The organism is Rhizobium sp. CB3171, from assembly GCF_029714265.1.
Classification (GTDB): domain Bacteria; phylum Pseudomonadota; class Alphaproteobacteria; order Rhizobiales; family Rhizobiaceae; genus Rhizobium.
The window spans coordinates 3,904,314-3,927,376 of record NZ_CP121652.1; the positions used below are offsets into that span (position 1 = coordinate 3,904,314).

Genomic DNA, 23,063 nt, shown 5'->3' on the forward strand with positions numbered 1-23,063 from the left:
CGGCAAAGCCGGTCAATGCCCAGCGGCTTCCAGGATCAGACGGGCGATCGTATCGGGGTGCGAGATCAGTGAGAGATGGCTGGCCTTTACCTCGATGGTCTTGGCGCCCATGCGCTTGGCCATGAAGCGTTCCAGATCCGGATTGATCGTCCTGTCTTCGGTGGAGACCGCATACCAGCTCGGCTTGCTGCGCCAGGCGGCCTGGGTGGTCTTCCCGGTCAGCAAGGCCTTTTGGAAGGGCTCCTGCACGGCATAAAGCACCTCTGCCTTGGCCTTGGGCAGGTCGCCGGCGAAATCCCGCAGGAAAGCTTCCTCTGTCAGTCGTCCTTCATCGCCGTCGAAGACAATGCCTGCCGATGCCGGAGGCGTCGGATATGTCTTGGCGAGCGCCGTATAATCTTCGCCTGCATCCGGTGCGCGGGCTGCGACATAGACCAGCGAAGAAACCTTCGGATGCACACCGGCTTCCGTCACAATCATGCCGGAGAAGGAATGGCCGACGAGGACTGTCGGGCCGTCCTGGCGATCGAGAACGCGCTGGACGGCCGCAACCGCCTCGGGAAGCGTCGTCAGGGGGTTCTGCACCGCCGTGCACTTCAGCCCCTTGGCCTGCAGCCGCGCGATGACTTCCGTCCAGCAGGAGCCGTCTGCGAAGAGCCCATGGGCAAGGACGACGTTGCGAGCCTTTGGCGGCGCCGGGAGCGCGGAACCCGAACTCGAGGCCGCGCTGCTGGCGGCCATGGCGCGCGTCGAAACTAAGGAGGCGGCGGCGCCGGCAATGAGCGCGGTCGAGAAATTCCGTCTGGTCATCATCATCATCGTGATCCTTGTGGCTAGAGGATAAACGGGCACCAGAAAGCCGTCCGCGCCGGATGTCGGAGCGGTGAGCTTCTTGAAGGTTTCGTATTTCTGGGAGCGGCATTTGCCCGAACGGATCAAATGTGCCCCGTCTTGCATTCCGGATGGGTATTCGAGGCTGCTTTATGTATGCAAGAGCGCTCTCGTTGATCGTTTTTGTATTCTCAATGGTGATATCTGTCAATATTTGGATGCGTAACAGTTGCGTGATGGAGAATTTGCATGCAAAAATGAGGCGGAGAGATGTTTTTGCATACAAGCGGTATGGGCGCGGGAGAATGAGAAATGGCTGATAGATCGGATGACACTGAGGATCGCGAATTGTTGTCCGACCGTATCCGCAACGCGCTGGCGGATGAGATCGCGGCGGGTAAGCTGGAGGCGGGCGCTGCGATGGACGAGCAGCACCTTGCCGATCGCTTCGGCGCTTCCCGCACGCCGGTTCGCGAGGCATTAAGGCAACTGGCGGCAAACGGCCTAGTCGAAGTGCGGGCTCGGCGGGGCGTCGTCGTCGCCCGCATGACGCCCGAGCGCATCATGGACATGTTCGAGACGGCAGCCGAAATCGAAGCCATGTGCGTCAGGCTTGCCACTTATCGCATGACGCCCCTGGAGCGTAGCCACCTGATCGAACTGCACGATGCATCCGAAGCTATCGTGAAAAAGGGCGATTTCGATGCCTATGATACCTTCAATCGCGCCTTCCACGAGGCGATCTATCAGGCGACCCACAATAGCTTCCTCGCCGAACAGGCGATCGCGATACGCAATCGTCTAATGGCCTTCCGCCGCGCTCAATTGCAGCAGGAACAGCGCCTCGATCGATCCCGGGCGGAGCATGAAGCCATCATGCAGGCAATCGCAGAGGGTGACGGGGAAATGGCGTCGCGGCGCATGCGGGCGCATATGCTAAATGCGGCGACGGCGTTGCGGCGTTTCATTGAAGGCAACAAGCTAGTTTAGGCAGCGTCAGCCGCGGGTGATGCGCACGATATGCTGATCCCAGGCGACGTCGCTGTGCTCGCCCAGGAAATCGCCGCGATAGGAGGAAACGGCAAAGCCATGCCGTGCCGGTGCGATGCCAGCGGCGTCGGCGATGCTTTCCACTTTCAGCACCCTGCCTGTCTTCGCATCGAGCGTCACCGACGTGCCTTCGACCGGCGAGGCGACGCCGACGAGGTTTTCGGCGCGATTGACGGCAATGGCGCCTACATAATTTCCAAGCGCCCGTGTCGTATCGTCGGGCAGGGTCACGAAGGTCAGGTCCTCGCCCTTGGAGAAATGGCCGATGAGCGGCGGCAGGTCGTTGCGATGGCCTTCATATTGGCAGGCGAACCAGATGCGGCCTTGCACGTCGATATCGACATGGCGGGTGGAGACCTGAGCATATTGTGGCGGCAAGGCGTGCTTTTCGATCAGCCGGCCGCTGGCCGCGTCGATCAGGGTGAGCGACGGCTCCATATGATCGAGGTTGAGCTTGGTGCGGCCGAAATCCGGATGGGTCTCGATGCCGCCATTGGCAACGACTAACAGCGTCCCGTCGTCGGAAACTGTCATGTCATGCGGGCCGGTGCCGTAGGTTTCGTATTCGCCGATGCGCGCGAAGCGATTGCGGGCGTCGTAGATGCCGATCATGCCCCTGTTGTTGTCGAAGTCGTTTTCGCTGGCGTAGAGCAGCTCTCCATCAGGGGAAAACGTGCCGTGGCCATAGAAATGCCGGCCCTCGCGCGAGGTGATGACGATGGGCTCGCCCTTGTTCCAGGGATCGAAGATCATCGCATAGGTGCCGGGGCGACGGGCGAAGGCGACGGTCTTGCCGGTTACCTTAGAAAAGGCCATGCCGTGGGCGCGGGCGGGCAGTGCCACCTGATCAAGGATCTGGCCGCGCTCGGTGACCGTCGCCACGGCGAAGGAACCGTCTGATGCGCGGATGCCCGAAGCATAGACGGCATCGGCCCGCTCCAGCGCCATCAGGGCACCGGGCTTCAAGGCGGCCAGGAACGTCAGCCCCGCCGCCTTAACGAAGGCCCTGCGATCGATTAGCGCGCTTCGCATCGCCATCAATCCCCGTCGGCGAAGGAGAAACCGGCGGAAAGGCCGATCGCGCCGCCGTAATCGTCACTGAAAGCGGTAGTGAGGTCGCGGCTGACATTCAGCAGCTTGTCGATCTTGGCGCGCTCGGCATCGTTTCCGAGCGCCGCTTCGATATCGGGATTGACCGTCGGCGCGGTCAGCGTCAGTTCCTTCAGCAGACCGTCGATTTTGTCGGCGATGTTGCGCTTGTCGGCGGGCAGAAGGTCGGCCATGCCGGCTTTCTCCCAGAGCATTTTCAGCCCTTCGAGATTACCTGACAGCGAGGCCCAGGTGTCGCCGGACCGCCAGTAGATCGCCATCTTTGGCCGTGCGGCAGCGGGATCGCCCTTGTAAAAGGTCTCAAGTCGTTGATCCCGGATATTCGCCGCACCGTGTACGAGGATGCCGAGCAGCGCCGTTACCGCTTCCTTGTTGTCCATGAAGTCGTTGCTGGTCTTGCCGGGAAACTTCCAGGATTTCTGCACGCCGTTCGGATCGTCCCATTCGTCGGCGATGTCCTTGGCTGTGTTTTCGATATTGCCGGCGACGGCCGCGCCATAGCGGCAGCGAAATCCTTGTTTTTCGGTGCTGAGAACGCTGGAGCCGTTGCCGTAGAGCACATATTCCAGCGCCGTTAGGCTCATCAGTGCCACGCTCTTGCCGGCGACCGCCTCGACCGTAGTGTCGTGCTCGTCGGCCTTGGCGATCAGCGCCTGCACTTGTTTCAAGCCGACGCCCTTGCGGTCGGGATAAAAGAGGATGTGTTCGAAGCGGTTCTTCTCGATAATCGGCCCAGTCTGCACGATCTCGATGCGCGACCAGCTTTTGATCGTATCGCCGAAGGCGGACTGCGCGTTAGCAAGGCTTGCGGCGGAAGGATCAGCGCAGAGCGCCTTCATCGCCGAAGTCAATTTCGAGGCGCTGTCATGCATGGAGCGGTATCCGGGGCGGATGACATCGTCGACCGCCTTCTGCAGGACCGCCGGCACAGCTGCTTCGTTCAGCCCGGCGCCATTGGCCGTCGCGTCCTGGGCGCTGGCGGGCAGCGCCGCAAGGCTGAGGAGCAGGCTGGCCGCGAAAGGTTTCCAATGGCGCATCAAAGGGACTCCAGAAAATCGATGAGTGCTTGCCTGTCGTTCTGCGGCAGGTTTGCGAATGTATTGCGGGCCTTTTCTGCCTCTCCTCCATGCCAGAGGATGGCTTCGGTGAGCGTGCGGGCGCGGCCGTCATGCAGGTAGGCTTGCTGGCCACTGACCGTTTGCGTCAGCCCTATACCCCAGAGAGGCGGCGTGCGCCAATCGCGTCCCGATGCCACACCGACCTGCTGGCCGTCCGAGAGCCCATCGCCCATGTCGTGCAGCAGGAAATCGGAATAGGGCCAGATGAGCTGAAAGGCCTGCGCGGCAGCTTTGCCGTCGCTTCCCTTGAGATCGTCGCGGGTGACGAATTTCGGCGTATGGCAGGCAGCGCAGCCGGATTGATAGAAGATTTCCTTCCCATGCAGCACATCGGGAAAGCTCGCCTTGCGGCGCGCGGGGACGGCGAGGTTCTCGGAATAGAAGGTGACGAGATCGAGGATCGGCGCCGGTGCTTCCGTGTCACCAAGACGCTTCTGCACGCCGGTCGGCATGGCAAGGCAATGCGTTTCCTTGGCCGTGCAGTCACCGTGGGCATTCGGCCGGTCGGGCGTGGAAATGCCGATATCGTTGAGGAAAGCGTCGGCGACCTGGTCGCGCACGGTGGCATTCTGCGCCTTCCAGCCGAAGCGGCCGAGAGCGAGCTGGCCGGTGCGGTGGTCGCGGACCAGGGCGGCGCGGCCGCGAATGCCGTCGCCATCCTTGTCGTCGGGGTCGGCATGGGCGAGGATATCGGCATCTGGAATGGCTTCGATCAGGCCAAGGCCGATCATCGGCGGCGCGACACGCGCCGAGACCGTCGTCGTCTGGCCGAGAGGACCGTAGGCCAGCGCGGTCACGGCATAATGGGGCTTGCGCAGCGAAATAGCTTCGCCACCTGCCAGCGTCACCGGCTCTTCCGCATAGGTGACAGCCACCTTGCCCTCGGCCGCGAGACCGGGAACGGCAAGGTCCTGCAACTGAGCGCCATAGGTCGAATCCGGAAAATTGAGCGCCTTGGAATCCTTGACGACCTGTTCTTCTTCCGGCGTGATTGCCGGCCGCGCCAGCCGCAGCACCATCGACGTGGCGGGGGCTCCCGCCGTCTCCGGCGGATGGCCACGACCGTCCCTGATATGACAGCTCTGGCAGGAACGGGCGTTGAACAATGGCCCCAGCCCATCAGTCGCCTGCGTCGAAGAGGGCGAGGAGACCCAGAGCTGGCGAAACAACGCGTTGCCGAGATGGAAATTCTCTTCGCGCTCCAGGCCCAGATTGGCGGAAGGCTGGGAAAAGATATTGCGGCTGACGGGGGCAATCGACGTCGTCGCGCCACTCTCCATCGCCTCATAGGGCTCGGCCTTGGAAAAATCCGCCGTCGGGCGGGTAACGTCCTGAACCCGTTTCAGCGTATCGGCCGACAGATCGGTGCGGACGCTTGGGAAATTCAGCGCATCGGCTGCCGCCAACGTCACTGCAAAAACCACAAAGCCCGCTGCGAGGGCGGGCAAGAATGCGCGGCTGACCGGAATGCGGATCATCTGGATCAGGGCGGCAGCATCGTCAGATACTGCCGCCCTCCTTTATTACTTCTTGAAGACGGCGTTAGGATTATCAAGGCTGTCCGAGCCTTCAAGCTTGATCGTGCCGAGATCGAGGTCGGCGACGACGCGCTGGATGCTCTTCGTCTGGTCGAGCAGGCCGTCAATCGCCTTCTGGACGGTGGCGTTGCCGACCTTATTGCCCTCGGCAATCATCTGGTCGTACTTCTCGACGGTCTCGCCGCGATGAACCATGGCCTTCATGGCATCGAGCGTCGCGTTCAGCTTACCTTCCATCTCCTTGTCCAGCGCCTTGTCCTTGGCGGCAACAAGATCGTGCAGCGAAGGACCCTTCATCTTGGTGCCGTCGACGCGCGTATAATTGCCGTTATAGGCGGCCGCAATGCCGATGGCGGCATTGTTGTGGGAGTTGTAGGTGTTGTCGGAGAAGCAATCATGCTCCTGCTCGGGATCGTGCAACAGCAGGCCGAGCTTCATGCGCTCGCCGGCGAGTTCGCCATAGGAGAGCGAGCCCATGCCGGTGAGGATGGCGGCGAGACCGGCCTTCGGATCGGCTTCGATATGCTTGGTGGCTTCGCCATCCGGCGCCCAGTCATTGGTCATCTCCTGCATGGCGGAGACGAGCAGGGTCGAGGCCGATTTCAGGTATTCGGCGCGGCGATCGCAATTGCCGTGCGTGCAATTCTTCAGGTCGTAGTCGGTGGCGGGACGTTCGCCGGCGCCCGGGCCCGTGCCGTGCAGATCCTGGCCCCAGAGCAGGAATTCGATAGCGTGGTAGCCAGTCGCGACATTGGCTTCGACGCCGCCGGCCTGCTGCAGCGTACCGGAGAGGAATTCCGGCGTCAGATGCGAAGCGTCGACATCCTTGCCGTTGATCTTGATCGTCTTGTTGGCGATGACATTGGCGACATAAAGCGAATTCTCATCGCTCTCGGTGCCGTAGGAGGCATCGACATAGTCGATCAGGCCTTCGTCGAGCGGCCAGGAATTCACCGCGCCTTCCCAATCGTCGACGATCGGATTGCCGAAGCGGTAGACTTCTGTTTGCTCGTAGGGAACCCGCGCCTTGATCCAGGCAGCCTGGGCAGCCTTCAGCGTCTTGTCGCTGGGATTGGCAAGCAATGCATCGATCGCCTTGTCCAGCGTCTGCGCCGTGGTCAGCGCGTCCTGATACTTGGCATGCCCCACTTCGGCGTAATGCTTGATGATGGCGGCCGGCTCGGGTGCGGCTGCGAGCGCCGGAAGGGTGGACATGGCAGTCGAGGCGACGGCCAGCGCCAGGCCGGCGCCAAAATTGATTTTCAGTTTCATGATCCTCTCCTGTGACGGCGGGGGCGCCGTCAGAAACTTGGTAAATTGTCTCATGTATTAAAAACAAACTGGTGTCAAACACTCTAGTTTGGAATGATTTTAAAACGGGAAATTGATAGTTCCAGCATTGGCAAAGCAGCGCATTTGCCTGGAAAAAGCGGCAGATGTCGCGCCGTCTCGTTCCGCCGAACCAGCAAACGCGCCGCGAGCGGGATAAGCCTTGCCTATCCCTTCCGCCGCAGCCGGCAGAAGAAGAAGCCGTCGGTATCCGTCGATGCCGGCGTCAGGGTAATGGTCTTGCCATCGGAAGAGCGCGGCTTGGGCGCATCCTTTCCGAACAGTTTCTCCCAGGCGCTCAGCGCCTCGACCACTTCGAAGTCCGGATTGTTGGCCGCGAAGCGGTTGACCTGCGTTTCATTTTCTTCCGGCAGGACAGAACAGGTGACATAGAGCAACAGGCCGCCGGGGCGTACGAATTCGCCGGCCTGAGCCAGCGCCTCCTGCTGCTGGCTGGTGCGCTCGTCGAGGTTCTTCTGCGTCAGCCGCCACTTCGTATCGGGGCGGCGGCGCCAGGTGCCGGTACCGGTGCAGGGGGCATCGACCAGCACCTTGTCGAATTTGCCGCGCAAAGGGAGCAGGCCGTTTCTTTCGTCATGCACCTGAACATTGCGCGTGCCGGCGCGCTTCAATCGCTCGATAATCGGTGCCAGCCGCCGCCGATCGGAATCATAGGCATGGACCTGGCCCTTATTGTGCATCGCCGCCGACATGGCGAGCGTCTTGCCGCCGCCGCCGGCGCAATAGTCGAGCACCTGGTCGCCTTCTTCAGGCAGGACGAGATCGGCAACGATCTGCGAGCCTTCGTCCTGCACCTCGAACCAGCCTTTCTGGAAGGAAAGTTCGGCGGTGACATTCGGCAGGCGCGATGCGCCTTCGCCGGCGGGAATGCGGATGCCATAGCGGGCGATTTTCGAGGCATGCGCTCCGGCGCGTTCCAGCGCCTTCACGGCCTTGTCGCGGCTGGCCTTCAGCGCGTTGGCCCGCAGATCGAGTGTCGGCCGCTCGGCCAATGCCTGGGCCTCGGCAAGCCAGCTATCGCCGAAAGCCTGTTGGAAGGAATGCTCGACCCATTCCGGAATGTCGCCCTGGATATGGCGCGGCGCATCTTCGATCTTTCGGGCGGCAAAGGCTTCCAGCGCCTCGGCGCTTGGCGGCTCGGGCGCGAATTTGTCGCCCTCGAATTCGGCGGCCAGCACTTCGGGCGTCAAGCCCCATTGGCGAAAGAGCACGGCATGGGCAAGCGCGGAGGGGCTGTCGTCGCCCATCAGCCAGGCATGAGACAGCCGCATGCGCAGAGCATCGTAGACGATGTTGCCGATTGCGGCGCGGTCGCCGGAGCCGGCGAAGCGATGGGCCAGTCCCCAATCCTTCAGGGCGTCGGCCACTGGTCGCTTGCGCGCTTCGATATCGGCAAGAACTTCGATGGCCCCCTGCAGCCGGCCGCCCAGACGCATTCACTATTCTCCTGCTTGCGCATGGCTCCGAAATCACCTGGATCACCGGAAAGGCTCATGCACCACCAAAGTGTCACTGACACCTCATCAATCCGCACGAAATAAGCACGTGGCGGCAGATTATTGAGACGTCTCAACCGCGTGGTAGCCGCGATTGACGGAGAGAGCAAGCGTCAGGCCAAAACGCCGGGTCGTTCCCAGCGGATCCGCCGGTTATTTCGAGGCGACGACGTCGTAGCAAACACTCGCTGTGCCGGAGGCAACCATGCCGATATCCTGCGCTGCAGCACGGGAGAGATCGAGCACGCGTCCGCGAATGAAAGGTCCGCGATCGTTGATGCGAACGACGACGCTACGACCATTGTGGCGGTTGGTTACCTTCAGGCGTGTGCCAAAGGCAAGCGAGCGATGGGCGGCAGTAAAATGGGAGGAACTCATGCGTTCCCCGGAAGCAGTCTTGGAGCTTCCCCCGTACCATGATGCGCCCCCGCATCCCGTTGCTGCAAATGCGTCCGTCGAGAGGATAGCAAAAGCGGCGGATATAGTTGCGATGATCGCAACAGAACGATTGATTTTCTTCAAACCGATTTTCCCTCAAACAATTGAACTTGTGCCTGGTGAGCGGCGGGGGCTTAAATCGGGCGAAAAATGGCAAAAAAGTGCCTGCTAATATCACGGAATGTTACAGGCTGTAACATTTGTGATTTATGACGAGTGATATCGAGTATCGCTAAAACTAAGGTTTGATGGAAAAAACACAATAAATTCAGTTAAAAACCGAACGAATTTTCCCAAATCGATGCTGCAATGCAGAAGATCACGAAATTTGAAAAAATAATTTTCCGACTTCGCCTTATTTGCTGCCGCATTTGTGCAATTTCAGAGATCATTAACCATAAATGTGGAGCAAATTGAACTAGCCAATATGGGTTAGTAGGAATTTTCGTGCGATTGATCTGGGGGGTGAGGTCGAATTCCCTTAGCCGCGCCAGCGCCCCGAGGACCACAGTTGGGCGAGCGACATGCGATAGTCCGGATAGCGGAATGGGAAGCCCAGCGCGCGCAGTTTTGCGTTCGAAACCCGCTTGTTCTCACCATAGAACGAACGCGCCATCGGCGTCAGCTCCGCCGTTTCGAAAGCCTGTTCCGGCGGCGGCTCGACACCCATCAGACGGGCGGCCTCGACGATGACGTCCTGCGGCGGACCGGGCTCGTTATCGGTGACATTATAAATGCCGCCCAGTTTGCGGTCGGAGAGGAACTTGGCGCAGGCGCCGATGTCCTCGACGCGGATGCGGTTGAACACCTGGTTCGCCTTGATCAGCCGCCGTGCCGTTCCCTTTTCCAGATTGCAGAAGGTGTTGCGGCCAGGACCATAGATGCCGGCAAGCCGGAGCACGGCAACCGGAATGCCGAGCCTGATTCCGACGCGGTGCCAGCCATCCTCCGCTTCGACGCGTTCAACCGAGCGGTCGGAAACCGGATGCAGCGGCGTTTCCTCGCTGACCCAGGCGCCCTTGTGGTCGCCATAGACGCCGACGGTGGAAAGATAGCAAACCCATTCGAGCTTCGGCATGAGCGCGCGGATATTCAGATGCGCCAGCCGCAGCAGCGGATCACCCGACTTGCCGGGCGCGATCGACTGGACGAGATGCGTGGCGGATTTCATCACCTCGCTCAATGCGGGATCGAATGTCTCTCCGTCGAAGACGAAAGCTTCGATGCCTTGCTCGCCAAGAGGGCCGGTCTTTTCGGGCGAACGAGTCGTGCCGGTGATCCGAATGCCCGGGCCGGCGAAGGCCTTGGCGATAGCCGTTCCCGAATAGCCGCAGCCGAAAATCATCACATGCATCACGCAACTCCCGCCAGTATCCACTCCGCGCGGACATCCGCGTCCGGTTCGTCACCTCTTTCTGCCGCAAAAGTGCGGAACTCGCCAGCCGTCATCAACCGCGACAGCGCCCAGACGGCCATGCCGCGCACGACGGCGGAGGGATCGTCCGCCAGACCACGGCATGCCGTGATCAAGCCGCGATCCCCGGAATTGCCGGCGGCGATCAGCACATTGCGAATGAAGCGGTCACGCCCGATGCGCTTGACCGGCGAGCCGCTGAAGAAGGCGCGAAAGGCGGCATCGTCGAGATCGAGCAAAAAGGCGATCGACGGCTCCCTGAGGTCGTCGCGAGCGACCAGCTTCATCTCGGCGGCCGCACTGGCGAATTTGTTCCAGGGACAGGCGGCGAGACAGTCGTCGCAGCCATAGATGCGGTTGCCGATCAACGGCCGAAGCTGCGGATCGATCGGCCCCTTATGCTCGATGGTCAGGTAGGAGATACAGCGGCGCGCATCGAGTTGATAGGGGGCCGGGAATGCGGCCGTCGGGCAGACGTCGAGACAGGCGCGGCAGGAGCCGCAGTGATCGATCTCGGGCTGATCCGGTTCGAGATCGGCTGTTGTAAACATCGAGCCGAGAAACAGCCAGGAACCGTGCGTCCGGCTGACGAGATTGGTATGCTTGCCTTGCCAGCCGAGGCCCGCTGCCGCAGCCAGCGGCTTTTCCATGACCGGCGCCGTATCGACGAAGACCTTGACGTCCTCCTGCGATCGCGCCGCAAAGCGGGTGGCAATCTCCTTCAGCCGCCCCTTGATAATGTCGTGATAGTCGCGGTTGCGGGCATAGACGGAAATGGCCGCTTTATCAGGCTTCGCCAGAATGCCGCGCGGGTCTTCCTCGGGAGCGTAATTGAGACCGAAGACGGCGATGGAGCGGACATCGCCCCAGAGCATGTGCGGATCGCCGCGACGTTCGCGCGTTTCCTCCATCCACGCCATGGTGCCGTGGTAGCCTTGTTCAAGGAATTGATTGAGCCTGCCCCCCGCATCGGGAATGGCGTCCGGTCGGGTGATGCGACAGAGATCGAAACCCTGCGCCCGCGCTTCGTCGCGAAGAAAGGCCGTTAGCCTATGCCGTCGCTTGCTTTCTTTATCTATGGCACGGTCTTCGGGCATATGCAGCCCTCGTCAGAAATCCAGATCGGCGTAGTGCGATACAGGCGTGATGCCGCGCACGCGTTCCGCCAGGATCGGCCGGAACGACGGGCGCGATTTCAGCCGCTGATACCATTCCTTGGCAACGGGTGATTCCATCCAGTCGATCTCGCCGAGGTAATCGAGAACGGAAACCGAGGCGGCAGCAGCGAGATCCGCATAGCTCAGCCGGTCGCCGGCGAGCCATTGGCGGGAACCCGCAAGCCAGGAGAGATACTTCATGTGCTGGCGGATGTTGCCTCGGGCCATGCGCATCACCTTGGAATCAGGAGCGCCGCCGCCCTGGTCGGCAGTCATCTGCAACTTATAGACCCGTTCGCGCACCAAAGGCCGCGTCACGTCCTGTTCCATCTTCTGCATGAACCATTCCGTCAGCCGGCGGATTTCGGCGCGCTGGAACGGGTCTTCGGCCAGAAGCCGGCGGTCCCGCTTCAAAACGCCATGCGTCTCGTCGAGATATTCGGAGATCACGGTCGCGCCGCAGAGCGCCCGCATGCTGTCGTCGACATAGACCGGCAGGGTGCCGGCCGGATTGAGCGCCAGGAAATCGCGCCGTTTTTCCCACGTCTGTTCCTCGATCAACTCCGTCTGATAGCCGTATTCGGTCAGAATCAGACGGACGAACCGTGACGGAGATGACATGGAATGATGATACAGCGTCGGCATTGATACTCGGGCTTTTGCAGTTGATGCTTATAAGAGTCTCGGGCCCACCATCTTGCGGCCCTAGTCATACGTCATCGGTTGAAGCTATAGGAGTTTGGCCTAGCTATTACAAGCGAATCGGGCCACCCCGCTCTTTGACAAAGGACACAATATGGCTGAACAAATTGTTATCGCGTTGTTTTTGGGCCTTGTGGAAGGCCTGACGGAGTTCATTCCCGTATCCTCCACGGGCCATTTGATATTGATCGGACATTTCCTCGGTTTTGATGAAGCTGCCACTTTCGACGTTCTGATCCAGCTCGGTGCTATCCTCGCCATCTTGCTCGTCTATTTCAATCGTCTCGTTCAAATCGCAAAGGCGCTGCCGGTCAGCGTCAAGGCTCGCCATTTCGTGCTGGCAGTCCTTTTCGGCTTCCTCCCGGCTGCCGTGATCGGAGCGATCGCGCATGATTTCATCAAGACGGTGCTGTTCGATTCGCCGAAGGTTATCTGTATCTCGCTGATTCTTGGTGGCATCGTTCTGCTGGCGATCGACAAGATCGAGTTCAAACCCAAATATACCAGCGCCTATGAGTTTTCCTGGCCGATGGCGATCAAGATCGGCTTCTTCCAATGTCTGGCAATGATCCCGGGAACATCGCGTTCCGGCTCCACCATCGTTGGCGCCCTCTTGCTTGGCGCCGACAAGCGCTCGGCCGCGGAATTCTCTTTCTTCCTTGCCATGCCGACCATGGCTGGCGCCTTCGCGCTGGATTTGTGGAAGAGCCGTCACGACCTCAGCACGGACCAGGGCCTGCTGATCGTCGTCGGCTTCTTCACCGCTTTCATATCGGCATTGTTCGTGGTCCGGGCTCTGCTCGACTTCGTCTCGCGCCGCGGCTATGCCCCCTTCGCCTGGTGGCGCATCGCCATTGGCGTGCTCGGCCTGATCGGGCTTTATACGGTCGGCTGAGGCCGATCGCCGGGGGTGAAATCTTGAGAAAAACGAAGGCCGGTGAGAACCGGCCTTTTTTCATGCTCGATCAGTTCGAGGATGAAGGCTCGATGGAACCCGTCGTGCAGGGATCGACGCCATAGGTCGGCGTGCATTCACCCTTGACCGAGGCGATGCTGCCGCGGGCCACGAACGAGCCAGCGAGGATCACCAGTGCCGCGCACGCAAACAAAAGCGCGATAGACTTACCCATCGAAGAATGCCTTTCCGCAGAAGTGAAACGCGCCACGATTGGCCCGTGCAGGGCTTGGCGACGCGCGGTTGTGTTAGTCAGTGAAATGATGAATAGCAATAAAGGTTCATGTTAAATTTGACGTTAATGCTACTATTTTCAGTGTGCGTCTTTTGAGCAACGCCAAGCTGTGAATCAAGACGGCAAAGCTAGCTCTCCCGGTGCCGAAAACGCGGCCAGAGGAAACGAAAACGCCGCCTGGAAGAACTAGACGGCGCTTCAATTTTTCCGAATCGCTACAAAGCGTCACGCGGCCTTGCCGGAGCCGGTGAACTGGCCCTGTGGGCGATAGCGTACCAGGTAGGACGGCAGCACCGAGACGAGCAGGGTCGGCATCAGGCCGATACCCTGCAGGGTCCGGCCTTCCGCCTCGGCTTCCTTGGAGACGACATTGTCGTGCTTCAGCAGGCGAACCTGATCGGGCGTGATCGGCGGCGTGATGAGCGGCACCAGCGAAGCGACCGAGCCGATGAGCGAAGCGAGGCCGAAGGGGATGGAGACAAGCGACTTCTTCCGGTTGATAACGGCAAGCGTCGTTTCGAGACATTCGCGGAAAGAAAGCACCTCCGGACCGCCAAGCTCGTAAATCGTGCCGGCCTTCAGCTTGCCGTCGACGCCGCGGGCGACTACCTCGGCGACATCCTCGACATAGACCGGCTGGAACTTCGTCTCGCCGCCGCCGATGAGCGGCAGGAAGGGCGCGGTGCGCGACATATCGGCGAATTTGTTGAAGAAGCCGTCTTCCGGACCGAAGACGATCGATGGCCGCAGGATGACGGCATCGGGCTTGATCGACAGGATGCCGGCTTCAGCGCGAGCCTTGGTGCGGGCATAGGCGGAAGGCGAATTGGCATTGGCGCCGATGGCGGAAATATGCGTCAGCGAAGCGCCGGCGCCGCGTGCAGCTTCCGCGATTGCCTTGGCGCCGAATTCCTGCACGGCATCGAATTTATTGCGGCCGCTTTCGGCGAGGATGCCGACGCAATTGACCACATGCTGTGTGCCTTCGACGGCGCGATCGATGGAGTTGCGGTAACGCAGGTTCGCCTGGACGATCGAGATTTGGCCGAGATTGCCGAGCGGCTGCAGAAAACCGGCGAGATCGGGGCGGCGCACGGCGACGCGGATGCGATAGCCGCGCTTGGCGAGCACGCGCACGACATGCCGCCCAATGAAGCCCGATCCCCCGAACACGGTCACGAGCGGTGGAAGGTTGGACAGGGTCATGGCAGGCTCCTCGAAAGGCTTAAATAGGGCTGATCTGGTTTCGTCTTAACCGATCCGAGGGCCGAGGTGAAGTGCTATCACACCGCATGTTCCGGCTGCTTTCTAAAAGCGTTAGATGCCTTCGACGACCACCATTTCGGCGTCCGCGACTTCATGACGAATCTTGGCGGCGATCTGATATTCCGGCGAGTTGTAGCAATCGACAGCATGCTGCAGCGACGGGAATTCGATGACGACATTGCGGCCGCGCGCCTGGCCTTCCAGTGGCGTGAAAGCGCCGCCGCGGGCGAGGAAATTCGCGCCGTATTTCTCGAAAGCCGGCTTGGCGGCGGCAACGTAGTCCTTGTAGCGCTCAGGGTCGCGTACATCCACGCGTGCGATCCAATATCCCTTTGCCATGTCCGGTCTCCCTGTTTCCTGCAATTTAGAGCGCGGCGTCCATCTCCGCGAGGATGGCGCGGGCCGCTTCCTTCGGGTCGGCCGCCTTGACGATCGGCCGGGCGACGACGAGATGGCTCGATCCGGCCTTGATGGCCTCGGTCGGCGTCATCACGCGCTTCTGGTCACCCTTGTCGCTACCGGTCGGGCGGATGCCGGGGGTCACCAGCGCCATGTCCGGACCGATGATCTTGCGCACGGCAGAGGATTCTTCGGCCGAGCATACGATGCCGCCCATGCCGGCGAGGAGCGCCTGTTCGGCGCGGCGCAGCACCAGCGTATGCGGGTCGTATTCATAACCGGCGGCGATGAGGTCCTTTTCGTCCATCGAGGTCAGCACGGTGACGCCGAGCAGGCAGAGATCGGAACCCTTGGCTGCGGCAACGGCGGCGCGCATTGCCTTCGGATAGGCATGCAGCGTCAGCATCGACATGCCCATTTTGACGATGTTCTCAACGCCGGACGCAACCGTGTTGTCGATATCGAGCAGTTTCATGTCGAGGAAGATCTTCTTGCCGTCGGCGGCAAGGTCGCGGGCAAACTCCAGGCCGCCGGCGAAGGCGAGCTGATAGCCGATCTTGTAGAAGAGAATATCGTCGCCGAGCGTCGTGACGACCTTTTCGGCCTCCTGAAGGTTTGGAACATCCAGTCCAACGATCAAGCGGTCGCGTGCGGTCATCTCAACTCCACCCCCTGCCAATCTTCCATAGGCGTCCAGTCGCATGAGACGGCGCGCTTCGCAAGGTCGAAACAGAAAAGATTGCCGCCGCCGGGCGGCTGATCGCCCTGGCGCGCGATAGGCTTGCCCTCGAGATGGCATTTTAGCAGCGTACCGACGCCACCATGGCCGACAAAGGCGATCGGCGTGCGCGAGTCGTGCCGAGAAAGAACGGCCTCCACCTGGGAGACGATCCGCACCTGCGCATCGATCGCGCGTTCCCAGCCTTTGAAGCTTTCATGCGGATGGGCGAAGAACCAGTCGGCCGCCTTCTCGAATTCGGGCGGGGCCAGGAAGCCCGTGGCGCTGCGGTCGTTCTCATGCATGGCTTCGATAATCTCGATCGTCGCGCCGCTGGCCGTCGCCAGGATTTCGGCTGTCTCGATCGCCTTGCGCTCGCCGCTGGAAACGATCAGGCCGAGCTCACGCGCCCATGCGCGGGTGGCCGTCAGTCTGGCGCGTTCCGCGCCGATATCGGAAAGACCCCAGTCCGGAACCGGCACAGAGGGATCGATGCGCACCTGCGGGTGCGTAATATAGAGAGCGAACATCGGAGCAGGATTCCATACTGAAGGGTCTCGGAACAGGAATATGTCCAGCCGAAACGCGGTGGCAAGATGACTCTTCCTGGATAGCCTCAGCCCCGGCTATAAACCCAGAGCTGGGCCGGCGGAATATTGCGGACGATGAAATCATAGTGGCGGATATGATAGCGATCCGGCCGGGCAATGATCGGCGAGACCGGTCCGTAGGAGATCTGCACCACAGGTCTGCCGGGTGGGATGCGGTCCAGCAGGCTTTCGAGCAGAGCGACGCGCGCCTTCATGGGAAAGTTCAGCAGCGGAATGCCCGAGACGATGGAATCGAAGGTCTGGCCGCGCAAGACACCGAGCGTCTTGTCGAGATCGAAGGCATCGCCATTGATGAAATGGACGCCGGGATAAAGACGGACGAGATGATTATAGAAGTCGGTGGAATATTCGACGGCGACGAGATTTTCCGGTTCGACGCCGCGTGCCAGGATCGCCTTGGTGATCGCACCCGTGCCGGGACCGAGCTCCAACACCGGCAGGCCGGAATGGATATTGACCACGCTCGCCATCTTGCGGGCGGTAATCGAGGAGGTTGGAACGATGGAACCGACCGTTTTCGGACCCTGCATCATACCCTTGAAGAAACGGATTTCTTCGTCGAACTTCTTGCCCAGCCGTTCCTTGAGACGCAGCGCCATGCTCTCCCCCACCAGTTTTAACAGTTACGGCTTACATATCGTTTATCTCTCATCTTGCAATGCCATGGCGCAATACAAAGAGAAAATGTCGCAAGCTGCACAGGCTCAAATAAAAGCGCCCTCTGTTGTTCCGAAGAACGCATGAAGGGCGCTTCGGTTTCGCTAGACGCGCATCGGCATCAGGACATAGAGAGCATCGTCGCCGGCCGTGTCACGGATCAGCGTCGGCGAGCCAGCATCGGCAAGAAGGAAGATCGCCGCATCGCCGGACAATTGCGCGGTGATGTCGAGCAGATATTTGGCGTTGAAGCCGATTTCCATCGCGTCCATGTCGTAGCCGACGGCGACTTCTTCGGTCGCGCTTCCGGAGTCGGGGTTATTGACCGTCAACAGGAGCTGGCCGTCCGACAGTGCCAGCTTCACGGCGCGGCCGCGCTCCGACGAAATGGTCGAGACGCGGTCGACCGCCTGGGCAAAGCTTTGGCAATCGACCCGCATTTCCTTGTCGTTGCTGGTGGGGATAACGCGCTGATAATCGGGGAAGGTGCCGTCGATCAGCTTCGAGGTCATGACGATCGAGCCGATCGTCAGGCGGATCTTCGCATCGGACACTTCGACGGTGACGACAACATCGGGGCTGTCGACCAGCTTTTGCAATTCGCCGACCGTTTTGCGCGGAATGATGATGCCCGGCATACCTTCCGAGCCCGCAGGGGCGTCGACATCGGCGCGAGCGAGACGGTGACCATCGGTCGCCACCGCTCTCAGCTTCAGGTCGCCCTTGCTTTCGATCGTGTGGAAGAAGATGCCGTTCAGATAATAACGCGTCTCTTCGGTCGAAATCGCAAACTGCGTCCGATCGATCAGCATCTTCAGGTCCGACGCCTTCAGTTTGAAGGAATGGCTGAAGCTGCCGGCGGTCAGGTCCGGAAAGTCGGATTCCGGCAGGCACTGCAGCGAGAATTTCGAGCGGCCCGAGGCTACCGTCATCGAGCTGCCGTCAGGATTGGTGGCGAGAAGCACTTCCGAACCGTCCGGCAGCTTGCGCACGATGTCGTAGAGGAGATGCGCCGGTACGGTGGTGGCGCCAGCCTTCTCAACATTGGCGGGCGTCGCCTCGGTGATTTCGAGATCGAGGTCGGTCGCCTTCATGTCGAGGCTTGTGCCCTCGGCCTTGAGCAGCACGTTGGACAGGATCGGGATCGTGTTGCGACGCTCGACCACGCGATGCACGTGGTTCAGCGATTTCAGGAGGTTCGACCGCTCAATTGTAATACGCATGATGCTACCGCTTTCGACCGTTACTCCCGGGCAGCCACAGGCGCCCGAAGGATGCTTTTTCGGACAAGGCCCGAGATTGGACGGGCAAAATGACAGAACTCAGCATGCGAATGCAAGAGGCATCCGGGTATGCTGCACGTCATTTCGGTATTTGGCCGACAATGCTCACAGGATTTGCGCCGCTCTTGCCGTCAGGCCATACCTCGCCCATAAAGACGATGAATCCGAGGCGAATTCAGGGTCGGCATGAGCGACGAACATACAAGCGGCAGAGCGCGCAGCTTCCGCCTGCATAATACCACGGTTCCTGCCCGTCCGCTGGAGCCGGCGCTTTATCTTGTCGCCACGCCGATCGGCAATCTCGGCGACATCACGCTCCGGGCGCTGGAAACGCTGGCCGGTGCCGATGTTCTCGCTTGCGAGGATACGCGCGTCACCCGCGTGCTGCTCGACCGTTACGGAATACAGAACCGCCCCTTCGCCTATCATGAGCACAATGCCGACGAGGCAGGACCGCGGCTGCTGCAGGCGCTGGAAGCCGGCCGCTCGGTGGCGCTGGTGTCCGATGCCGGCACGCCCCTGGTCTCCGATCCCGGCTACCGGCTGGCGCTGCAGGCGATCGAGGCGGGCTACCGTGTCGTGCCGATCCCCGGGGCCTCCGCGCCGCTCGCCGCGCTGGTCGGCTCCGGCCTGCCCAACGACGCCTTTTTCTTCGCTGGCTTTCTGCCCGCCAAGGACAAGGGCCGCCGCGACCGGCTGGCCGAACTCGCCGCCGTTCCCGCTACCCTCATCTTCTTTGAATCGCCCCATCGCATCGCCGCGACGCTCGCCGCAGCCGCCGATGTACTTGGCGGCGAGCGCAAGGCGGCCGTCTGCCGCGAACTCACCAAGACCTTCGAGGAATTCCGTCGCGGCACGCTCACCGAGCTTGCCGTGTTCTATGAGGCCGTCGAGCATGTGAAAGGCGAGATCGTGCTGCTCGTCGGCCCGCCGGAAGAGACGGTCGCCGCCGAAGCTGATGTCGAGGCCATTCTTGGGGATCTCGCCCGCAGCATGGCGACCGCCAAGGCCGCGGCAGAAGCCGCCCGCATCACCGGCCTGCCGCGCAAGGAGCTTTACCAGCGACTGCTCGATATGAAGGAGCGCCATGGCTGAGACCGGCGAGAGGCTGAAGCGGCGGGAAGCGTGGCGGCGCGGCCATGTCTCGGAATATGCCGCAGCACTTTTCCTGTTCTTCAAGGGCTACCGCATCCTCGCCATTCGCCATCGTACCAAGCTCGGCGAAATCGACATCATCGCCCGCAAAGGCGATCTCGCCGTCTTCGTCGAAGTAAAGGCCAGGCGTGGTGCGCAGGAGGCGATCGACGCCGTTTCTTTTTCCGCGCAAAGGCGCATCCGTGCCGCGAGTGACCTCTGGCTTGCCCGCCAGCCGGACTATGCGCTGTTGTCGCAGCGCTACGATATCGTTGCCATCCTGCCTGGCCGCTGGCCACGCCATTTTCCGGATGCTTTTTAACGTCTGCCATCATGGCAACGTCACAAAGCGCAACTATTGCCGGACTATCGCGCTTCAGCCCACTTCCAGGCATCGCGCCCCACCCATTTCGACAGGTCTTATGATGATCCGCAGTACCGTTTCCGCCTTCGCCGTTCCCTCGCAGGAGGAACGCAAGGGCTTCATTTCGTTGGAAAAGACCCCTGACATTCACGCGGCAACATTGGCGTCGCTTGCCTGTATGAACACGGTGCGCGTTGGTGGCGTGACTGGCGAGGATCGGCCGCTTGCTTTCCCCTTCACGGTGGCTGCATGGAATTTGGAGCGCTGCCTTTTCCCCCTCGAATCCGCCGCCAAGCTGAAGGCGACCAAAGCGCCGCTGATCCTGCTCTCCGAGATGGACGAGGGCATGGCGCGCACCGAACAGAATGACCCGACCGCGATCGTCGCCGGCGAACTCGGCATGAATTATGCTTATGGCGTGGAATTCCTGGAACTCAGCCTCGGCTCGGAAATCGAGCGTTCCTTCTGCCGCGACGATTTCAACGAGAAGGGCTTTCACGGCAACGCCCTGATGTCCTCCGTTGCCCTGAAGGATGCTTTCCTCTTCCGCCTGCCGGGCGAGGCCGTCTGGTTCAACGACGGAAATGAGCAGCCGCGCATCGGCGATCGCTGTGCTGTCGGCGCCATCGTCGGGACCGAGGCCGGTCCCCTCGTTGCCGTGTCGGTCCATCTCGAAAGTGTCGCGACCGCTGCCTATCGCGAGCGGCAGATGGCGGCGTTGATCGACGCTGTCGAGGCCTTCGCGCCCGGTCTTCCGATCCTGATCGGCGGCGATCTCAATACCGGCAATCACACCGGCGGCGATTTCTCGACCGATACCCTGTTCGCCATGGCCGAAGGCCGTGGCTTCGAATGCCATGGCGGGCCGCTGGATCAGACGAGCACGCGCCCGAGCCTGATCACGCGTTTTCCCGATCGCACCATGAAGCTCGACTGGTTCATCACCCGCGGTTTGAAGATCGGCGAAAGCCACCTTGTTTCCTCCCTCAATGAGGAGGGCAAGCCGCTATCCGATCATGACATGGTCGTCTGTACAATCGAAGGTTTTTCTGCCTGATCTCTGCAATCATTAAAATGCGCCAGATTTCATGAACCGCGCCGTTACCTCTTCCGTGCGATGGAAACTGAGACGCGCTTGGAATTGGGGGATTGCATGGTTTTGAGATTGATGTTGGCGAGCATGGCGGCCTTTGCCGCGCGCGCGGTCCCGGTTGTTGTTGCCTTGCCGCAGTCGAAGAGCTTCGTGGCTGGCGCAAGCGATGAGATGGAAATGAAGCCCTCGCCGATCGAACCGTCCTGGATCCTGGCCGGCGATCCGGTTGCGCGCATTGCCGAGCATTCGCGTGGGCGGGATGATGCCGCGATGACGGCGCTGTGGGATTGCACGGCAGGCGAGTTTCGCTGGTATTTCGGCTGGGACGAAACGGTGATGATCCTCGAGGGCGAGGTGCATATCACGACGGAAGACGGCGTCGAACGCACGCTCAGCGCGGGCGATGTCGCCTATTTCGCGGGCGGAACCTGGGCCACATGGCGCATCGATCACTATCTGCGCAAGGTCGCCTTCTGCCGCAAGCCATTCCCGAAGCCCTTGACCATGGCTTACCGCCTGCGCAACTTCATCCGACAGGGCGGCGCACAGGGGCTTGCCGCCTGAGCGCGGCCAGCCCTGACGGAAGCCCTTGAATAGCCGTTGCGTTTGGATGCGGGCCGACCTACATCTGTCCGCAAATTCGAGCGAGGGCTGACTATGGCTGGTATCAAGAATGTTGCGGTCCAGATGGACCACGTGAAGAGCATCAACATTGCGGGTGACTCGACCTTTGCCATGAGCCTGGAAGCCCAGACCCGCGGCTACAAGCTCTTCCACTACACGCCCGAGCGCCTCAGCATGCGTGACGGCAATGTCTACGCGACGGTTGAGCCGATGATCCTTCGCGACGTCAAGGGCGATCACTTCGAGCTCGGCGAGCCGGAGCGCGTCGATCTCTCGACCATGGACGTGGTGCTGCTGCGCCAGGACCCACCCTTCGACATGGCCTATATCACCTCGACGCATCTACTCGAGCGCATCCACCCCAAGACGCTCGTCGTCAATGATCCGGCCTGGGTGCGCAATTCGCCGGAAAAGATCTTCGTCACCGAATTTGCTGATCTCATGCCGAAGACGCTGATCACGCGCGATCCGGCCGAAATTCGCCGCTTCCGCGAGGAGATGGGCGATATCATCCTGAAGCCGCTTTACGGCAATGGCGGCGCCGGCGTCTTTCATTCGACGCGGGACGACCGCAATCTATCCTCTCTGCTCGAAATGTTCGGCCAGCTCTTCCGTGAGCCCTTCATCGCTCAGCAATATCTGCCCGACGTGCGCAAGGGCGACAAGCGCATCATCCTCGTCGACGGCGAGGCGGTCGGCGCGATCAACCGTGTGCCGGCCGAGCATGACAGCCGCTCCAACATGCATGTCGGCGGCCGCGCCGAGGCGACCGAACTGACGCCGCGCGAAAAGGAAATCTGCGAGCGCATCGGCCCGGCATTGAGAGCGCGCGGTTTCCTGCTCGTCGGCATCGACGTCATCGGCGACTATATGACCGAGATCAACGTCACCTCGCCGACCGGCCTGCGCGAAGTCAAGCGCTTCGGCGGCGCCGACATTGCCAGCCTGTTGTGGGATGCGATCGAAGCGAAGCGGGCTTGAGGGGCGCCAGCCCTCTAGGAATCGTGACGCCACCCCTCCGCTCGCCGCAAGGCGGGCTATATCGCGATGCCCATCCGGCGGCAGGTTAGGATCACTGCCGACGGTCCGGTGGAGCTATCGTCTGCGATGACCGTCGGCACGAAGCCGAAAAGTGGTTTCACGTCGACCATCATGCCGACGTAAGGCCGCTTGTCCATGACACCGTGCAGGCCGCCAAAGGAGCTGATGGTGCCGCAGACGCTGACGTAGCCCTTGCTATCCTTGGAAGCCGCCATCGGCCCGAAGATCAGCACGCCCTCATAGGGAAGCTGCTCGTGCAAACCCTTTTCCACCGCGGCAATTTCCTTGGCGCTCAATTGATAGGGAGCGCCTTTTTCCAGATTATCCCCGCCATCGATAGATTGGCAGCCGGCCAGAACAGCGCTCAGTAGAAGGGATAGCGATACTACAAGTCTCATCTTTGCTCCCGATTGTAGAAATCGTCCCTTCGTTCTTTTATTGTTCTTGTTTCATTCCATGTTTTCTGCCACTATGCAACC

The 23,063-nt window shown here is 60.9% G+C and carries 26 protein-coding genes; 8 read left to right on the forward strand and 18 right to left on the reverse strand.

Annotated elements, in window-relative coordinates:
• Positions 1–12 precede the first annotated feature (12 nt).
• Positions 13–816: an alpha/beta hydrolase gene (locus QA648_RS18980; protein WP_283051426.1), complete on the reverse strand. Its 804-nt coding sequence runs from the start codon at positions 814–816 to the stop codon at positions 13–15.
• A gap of 327 nt (positions 817–1,143) precedes the next feature.
• Here QA648_RS18980 and QA648_RS18985 point away from each other — a divergent pair, with 327 nt between their 5' ends.
• On the forward strand, positions 1,144–1,821 hold the full coding sequence (locus QA648_RS18985; protein ID WP_260303295.1) for a GntR family transcriptional regulator: 678 nt from the start codon (positions 1,144–1,146) through the stop codon (positions 1,819–1,821).
• A gap of 6 nt (positions 1,822–1,827) precedes the next feature.
• Here QA648_RS18985 and QA648_RS18990 read toward each other — a convergent pair whose 3' ends face one another.
• From QA648_RS18990 to QA648_RS19015, 6 genes are all read right to left on the reverse strand, one after another.
• Positions 1,828–2,913: a DUF1513 domain-containing protein gene (locus tag QA648_RS18990; RefSeq protein WP_283048715.1), complete on the reverse strand. Its 1,086-nt coding sequence runs from the start codon at positions 2,911–2,913 to the stop codon at positions 1,828–1,830.
• A gap of 5 nt (positions 2,914–2,918) precedes the next feature.
• On the reverse strand, positions 2,919–4,028 hold the full coding sequence (locus QA648_RS18995; RefSeq protein ID WP_283048717.1) for an imelysin family protein: 1,110 nt from the start codon (positions 4,026–4,028) through the stop codon (positions 2,919–2,921).
• On the reverse strand, positions 4,028–5,587 hold the full coding sequence (locus QA648_RS19000; protein ID WP_283048719.1) for a di-heme oxidoredictase family protein: 1,560 nt from the start codon (positions 5,585–5,587) through the stop codon (positions 4,028–4,030). Before QA648_RS19000 ends, QA648_RS18995 begins: the two co-directional genes overlap by 1 nt.
• 45 nt (positions 5,588–5,632) lie before the next feature.
• A complete protein-coding gene (locus QA648_RS19005) occupies positions 5,633–6,919 on the reverse strand; it encodes an imelysin family protein (protein ID WP_260303300.1) in 1,287 nt (428 codons plus the stop codon).
• Positions 6,920–7,143: 224 nt separating this feature from the next.
• Entirely contained in the window at positions 7,144–8,433 is a 1,290-nt protein-coding gene (locus QA648_RS19010) for an RsmB/NOP family class I SAM-dependent RNA methyltransferase (RefSeq protein ID WP_283048721.1), read from the reverse strand.
• A gap of 213 nt (positions 8,434–8,646) precedes the next feature.
• Positions 8,647–8,976 (reverse strand): septal ring lytic transglycosylase RlpA family protein, encoded by a 330-nt coding sequence (locus tag QA648_RS19015; protein WP_245463961.1) that lies wholly within the window; start codon positions 8,974–8,976, stop codon positions 8,647–8,649.
• On the opposite strand from QA648_RS19015, the gene QA648_RS19020 reads away from it, so the two are divergent.
• A complete protein-coding gene (locus QA648_RS19020) occupies positions 8,870–9,103 on the forward strand; it encodes a hypothetical protein (protein WP_283051461.1) in 234 nt (77 codons plus the stop codon). The genes QA648_RS19015 and QA648_RS19020 overlap by 107 nt on opposite strands.
• A 309-nt stretch (positions 9,104–9,412) precedes the next feature.
• On the opposite strand, the gene QA648_RS19025 is transcribed toward QA648_RS19020, so the two are convergent.
• The 3 genes from QA648_RS19025 to QA648_RS19035 are packed head-to-tail and all read right to left on the reverse strand — an operon-like array spanning position 9,413 to position 12,147.
• Entirely contained in the window at positions 9,413–10,285 is an 873-nt protein-coding gene (locus tag QA648_RS19025; RefSeq protein ID WP_104821744.1) for an SDR family oxidoreductase, read from the reverse strand.
• Positions 10,285–11,442: a tRNA epoxyqueuosine(34) reductase QueG gene (gene queG / locus QA648_RS19030; protein WP_283048725.1), complete on the reverse strand. Its 1,158-nt coding sequence runs from the start codon at positions 11,440–11,442 to the stop codon at positions 10,285–10,287. The genes QA648_RS19025 and queG overlap by 1 nt, the downstream gene beginning before the upstream one ends.
• Positions 11,443–11,454: 12 nt before the next feature.
• On the reverse strand, positions 11,455–12,147 hold the full coding sequence (locus tag QA648_RS19035; RefSeq protein WP_104821746.1) for a glutathione S-transferase family protein: 693 nt from the start codon (positions 12,145–12,147) through the stop codon (positions 11,455–11,457).
• Positions 12,148–12,298: 151 nt separating this feature from the next.
• Here QA648_RS19035 and QA648_RS19040 point away from each other — a divergent pair, with 151 nt between their 5' ends.
• The gene (locus QA648_RS19040) at positions 12,299–13,099 is read left to right on the forward strand and encodes an undecaprenyl-diphosphate phosphatase (protein WP_104821747.1); all 801 of its coding nucleotides are present in this window, start codon (positions 12,299–12,301) and stop codon (positions 13,097–13,099) included.
• A 70-nt stretch (positions 13,100–13,169) separates the two neighbouring features.
• Here QA648_RS19040 and QA648_RS19045 read toward each other — a convergent pair whose 3' ends face one another.
• The 7 genes from QA648_RS19045 to dnaN form a co-directional block, all read right to left on the reverse strand.
• Complete coding sequence (locus QA648_RS19045) at positions 13,170–13,334, reverse strand: hypothetical protein (RefSeq protein WP_199773511.1); 165 nt, start codon at positions 13,332–13,334, stop codon at positions 13,170–13,172.
• A gap of 285 nt (positions 13,335–13,619) precedes the next feature.
• Positions 13,620–14,600, reverse strand: a complete 981-nt coding sequence (locus QA648_RS19050; protein WP_283048728.1) for a complex I NDUFA9 subunit family protein — start codon at positions 14,598–14,600, stop codon at positions 13,620–13,622.
• A 111-nt stretch (positions 14,601–14,711) separates the two neighbouring features.
• Positions 14,712–14,999, reverse strand: a complete 288-nt coding sequence (locus QA648_RS19055; RefSeq protein ID WP_104821749.1) for a DUF1330 domain-containing protein — start codon at positions 14,997–14,999, stop codon at positions 14,712–14,714.
• Between the two features lie 25 nt (positions 15,000–15,024).
• Positions 15,025–15,717: an orotidine-5'-phosphate decarboxylase gene (gene pyrF, locus QA648_RS19060; RefSeq protein WP_283048730.1), complete on the reverse strand. Its 693-nt coding sequence runs from the start codon at positions 15,715–15,717 to the stop codon at positions 15,025–15,027.
• A complete protein-coding gene (locus QA648_RS19065) occupies positions 15,714–16,307 on the reverse strand; it encodes a histidine phosphatase family protein (protein ID WP_283048731.1) in 594 nt (197 codons plus the stop codon). Before QA648_RS19065 ends, pyrF begins: the two co-directional genes overlap by 4 nt.
• A gap of 86 nt (positions 16,308–16,393) precedes the next feature.
• Positions 16,394–16,987, reverse strand: coding sequence for a phospholipid N-methyltransferase PmtA (gene pmtA, locus QA648_RS19070; RefSeq protein WP_283048733.1), 594 nt, complete (start codon positions 16,985–16,987; stop codon positions 16,394–16,396).
• 162 nt (positions 16,988–17,149) lie between these two features.
• Positions 17,150–18,268 (reverse strand): DNA polymerase III subunit beta, encoded by a 1,119-nt coding sequence (gene dnaN, locus QA648_RS19075; protein WP_104821753.1) that lies wholly within the window; start codon positions 18,266–18,268, stop codon positions 17,150–17,152.
• A 246-nt stretch (positions 18,269–18,514) separates the two neighbouring features.
• Here dnaN and rsmI point away from each other — a divergent pair, with 246 nt between their 5' ends.
• From rsmI to gshB, 5 genes are all read left to right on the forward strand, one after another.
• Positions 18,515–19,423 (forward strand): 16S rRNA (cytidine(1402)-2'-O)-methyltransferase, encoded by a 909-nt coding sequence (rsmI, locus tag QA648_RS19080; RefSeq protein ID WP_283048737.1) that lies wholly within the window; start codon positions 18,515–18,517, stop codon positions 19,421–19,423.
• A complete protein-coding gene (locus tag QA648_RS19085) occupies positions 19,416–19,784 on the forward strand; it encodes a YraN family protein (RefSeq protein WP_283048740.1) in 369 nt (122 codons plus the stop codon). The genes rsmI and QA648_RS19085 overlap by 8 nt, the downstream gene beginning before the upstream one ends.
• Before the next feature lie 103 nt (positions 19,785–19,887).
• Complete coding sequence (locus QA648_RS19090; protein WP_283051427.1) at positions 19,888–20,883, forward strand: endonuclease; 996 nt, start codon at positions 19,888–19,890, stop codon at positions 20,881–20,883.
• Between the two features lie 96 nt (positions 20,884–20,979).
• Entirely contained in the window at positions 20,980–21,483 is a 504-nt protein-coding gene (locus QA648_RS19095) for a cupin domain-containing protein (protein ID WP_199773512.1), read from the forward strand.
• A 93-nt stretch (positions 21,484–21,576) separates the two neighbouring features.
• Positions 21,577–22,524, forward strand: coding sequence for a glutathione synthase (gshB, locus tag QA648_RS19100; protein WP_283048742.1), 948 nt, complete (start codon positions 21,577–21,579; stop codon positions 22,522–22,524).
• Between the two features lie 56 nt (positions 22,525–22,580).
• On the opposite strand, the gene QA648_RS19105 is transcribed toward gshB, so the two are convergent.
• Positions 22,581–22,982: a hypothetical protein gene (locus tag QA648_RS19105; protein ID WP_104821757.1), complete on the reverse strand. Its 402-nt coding sequence runs from the start codon at positions 22,980–22,982 to the stop codon at positions 22,581–22,583.
• Positions 22,983–23,063: the final 81 nt, after the last annotated feature.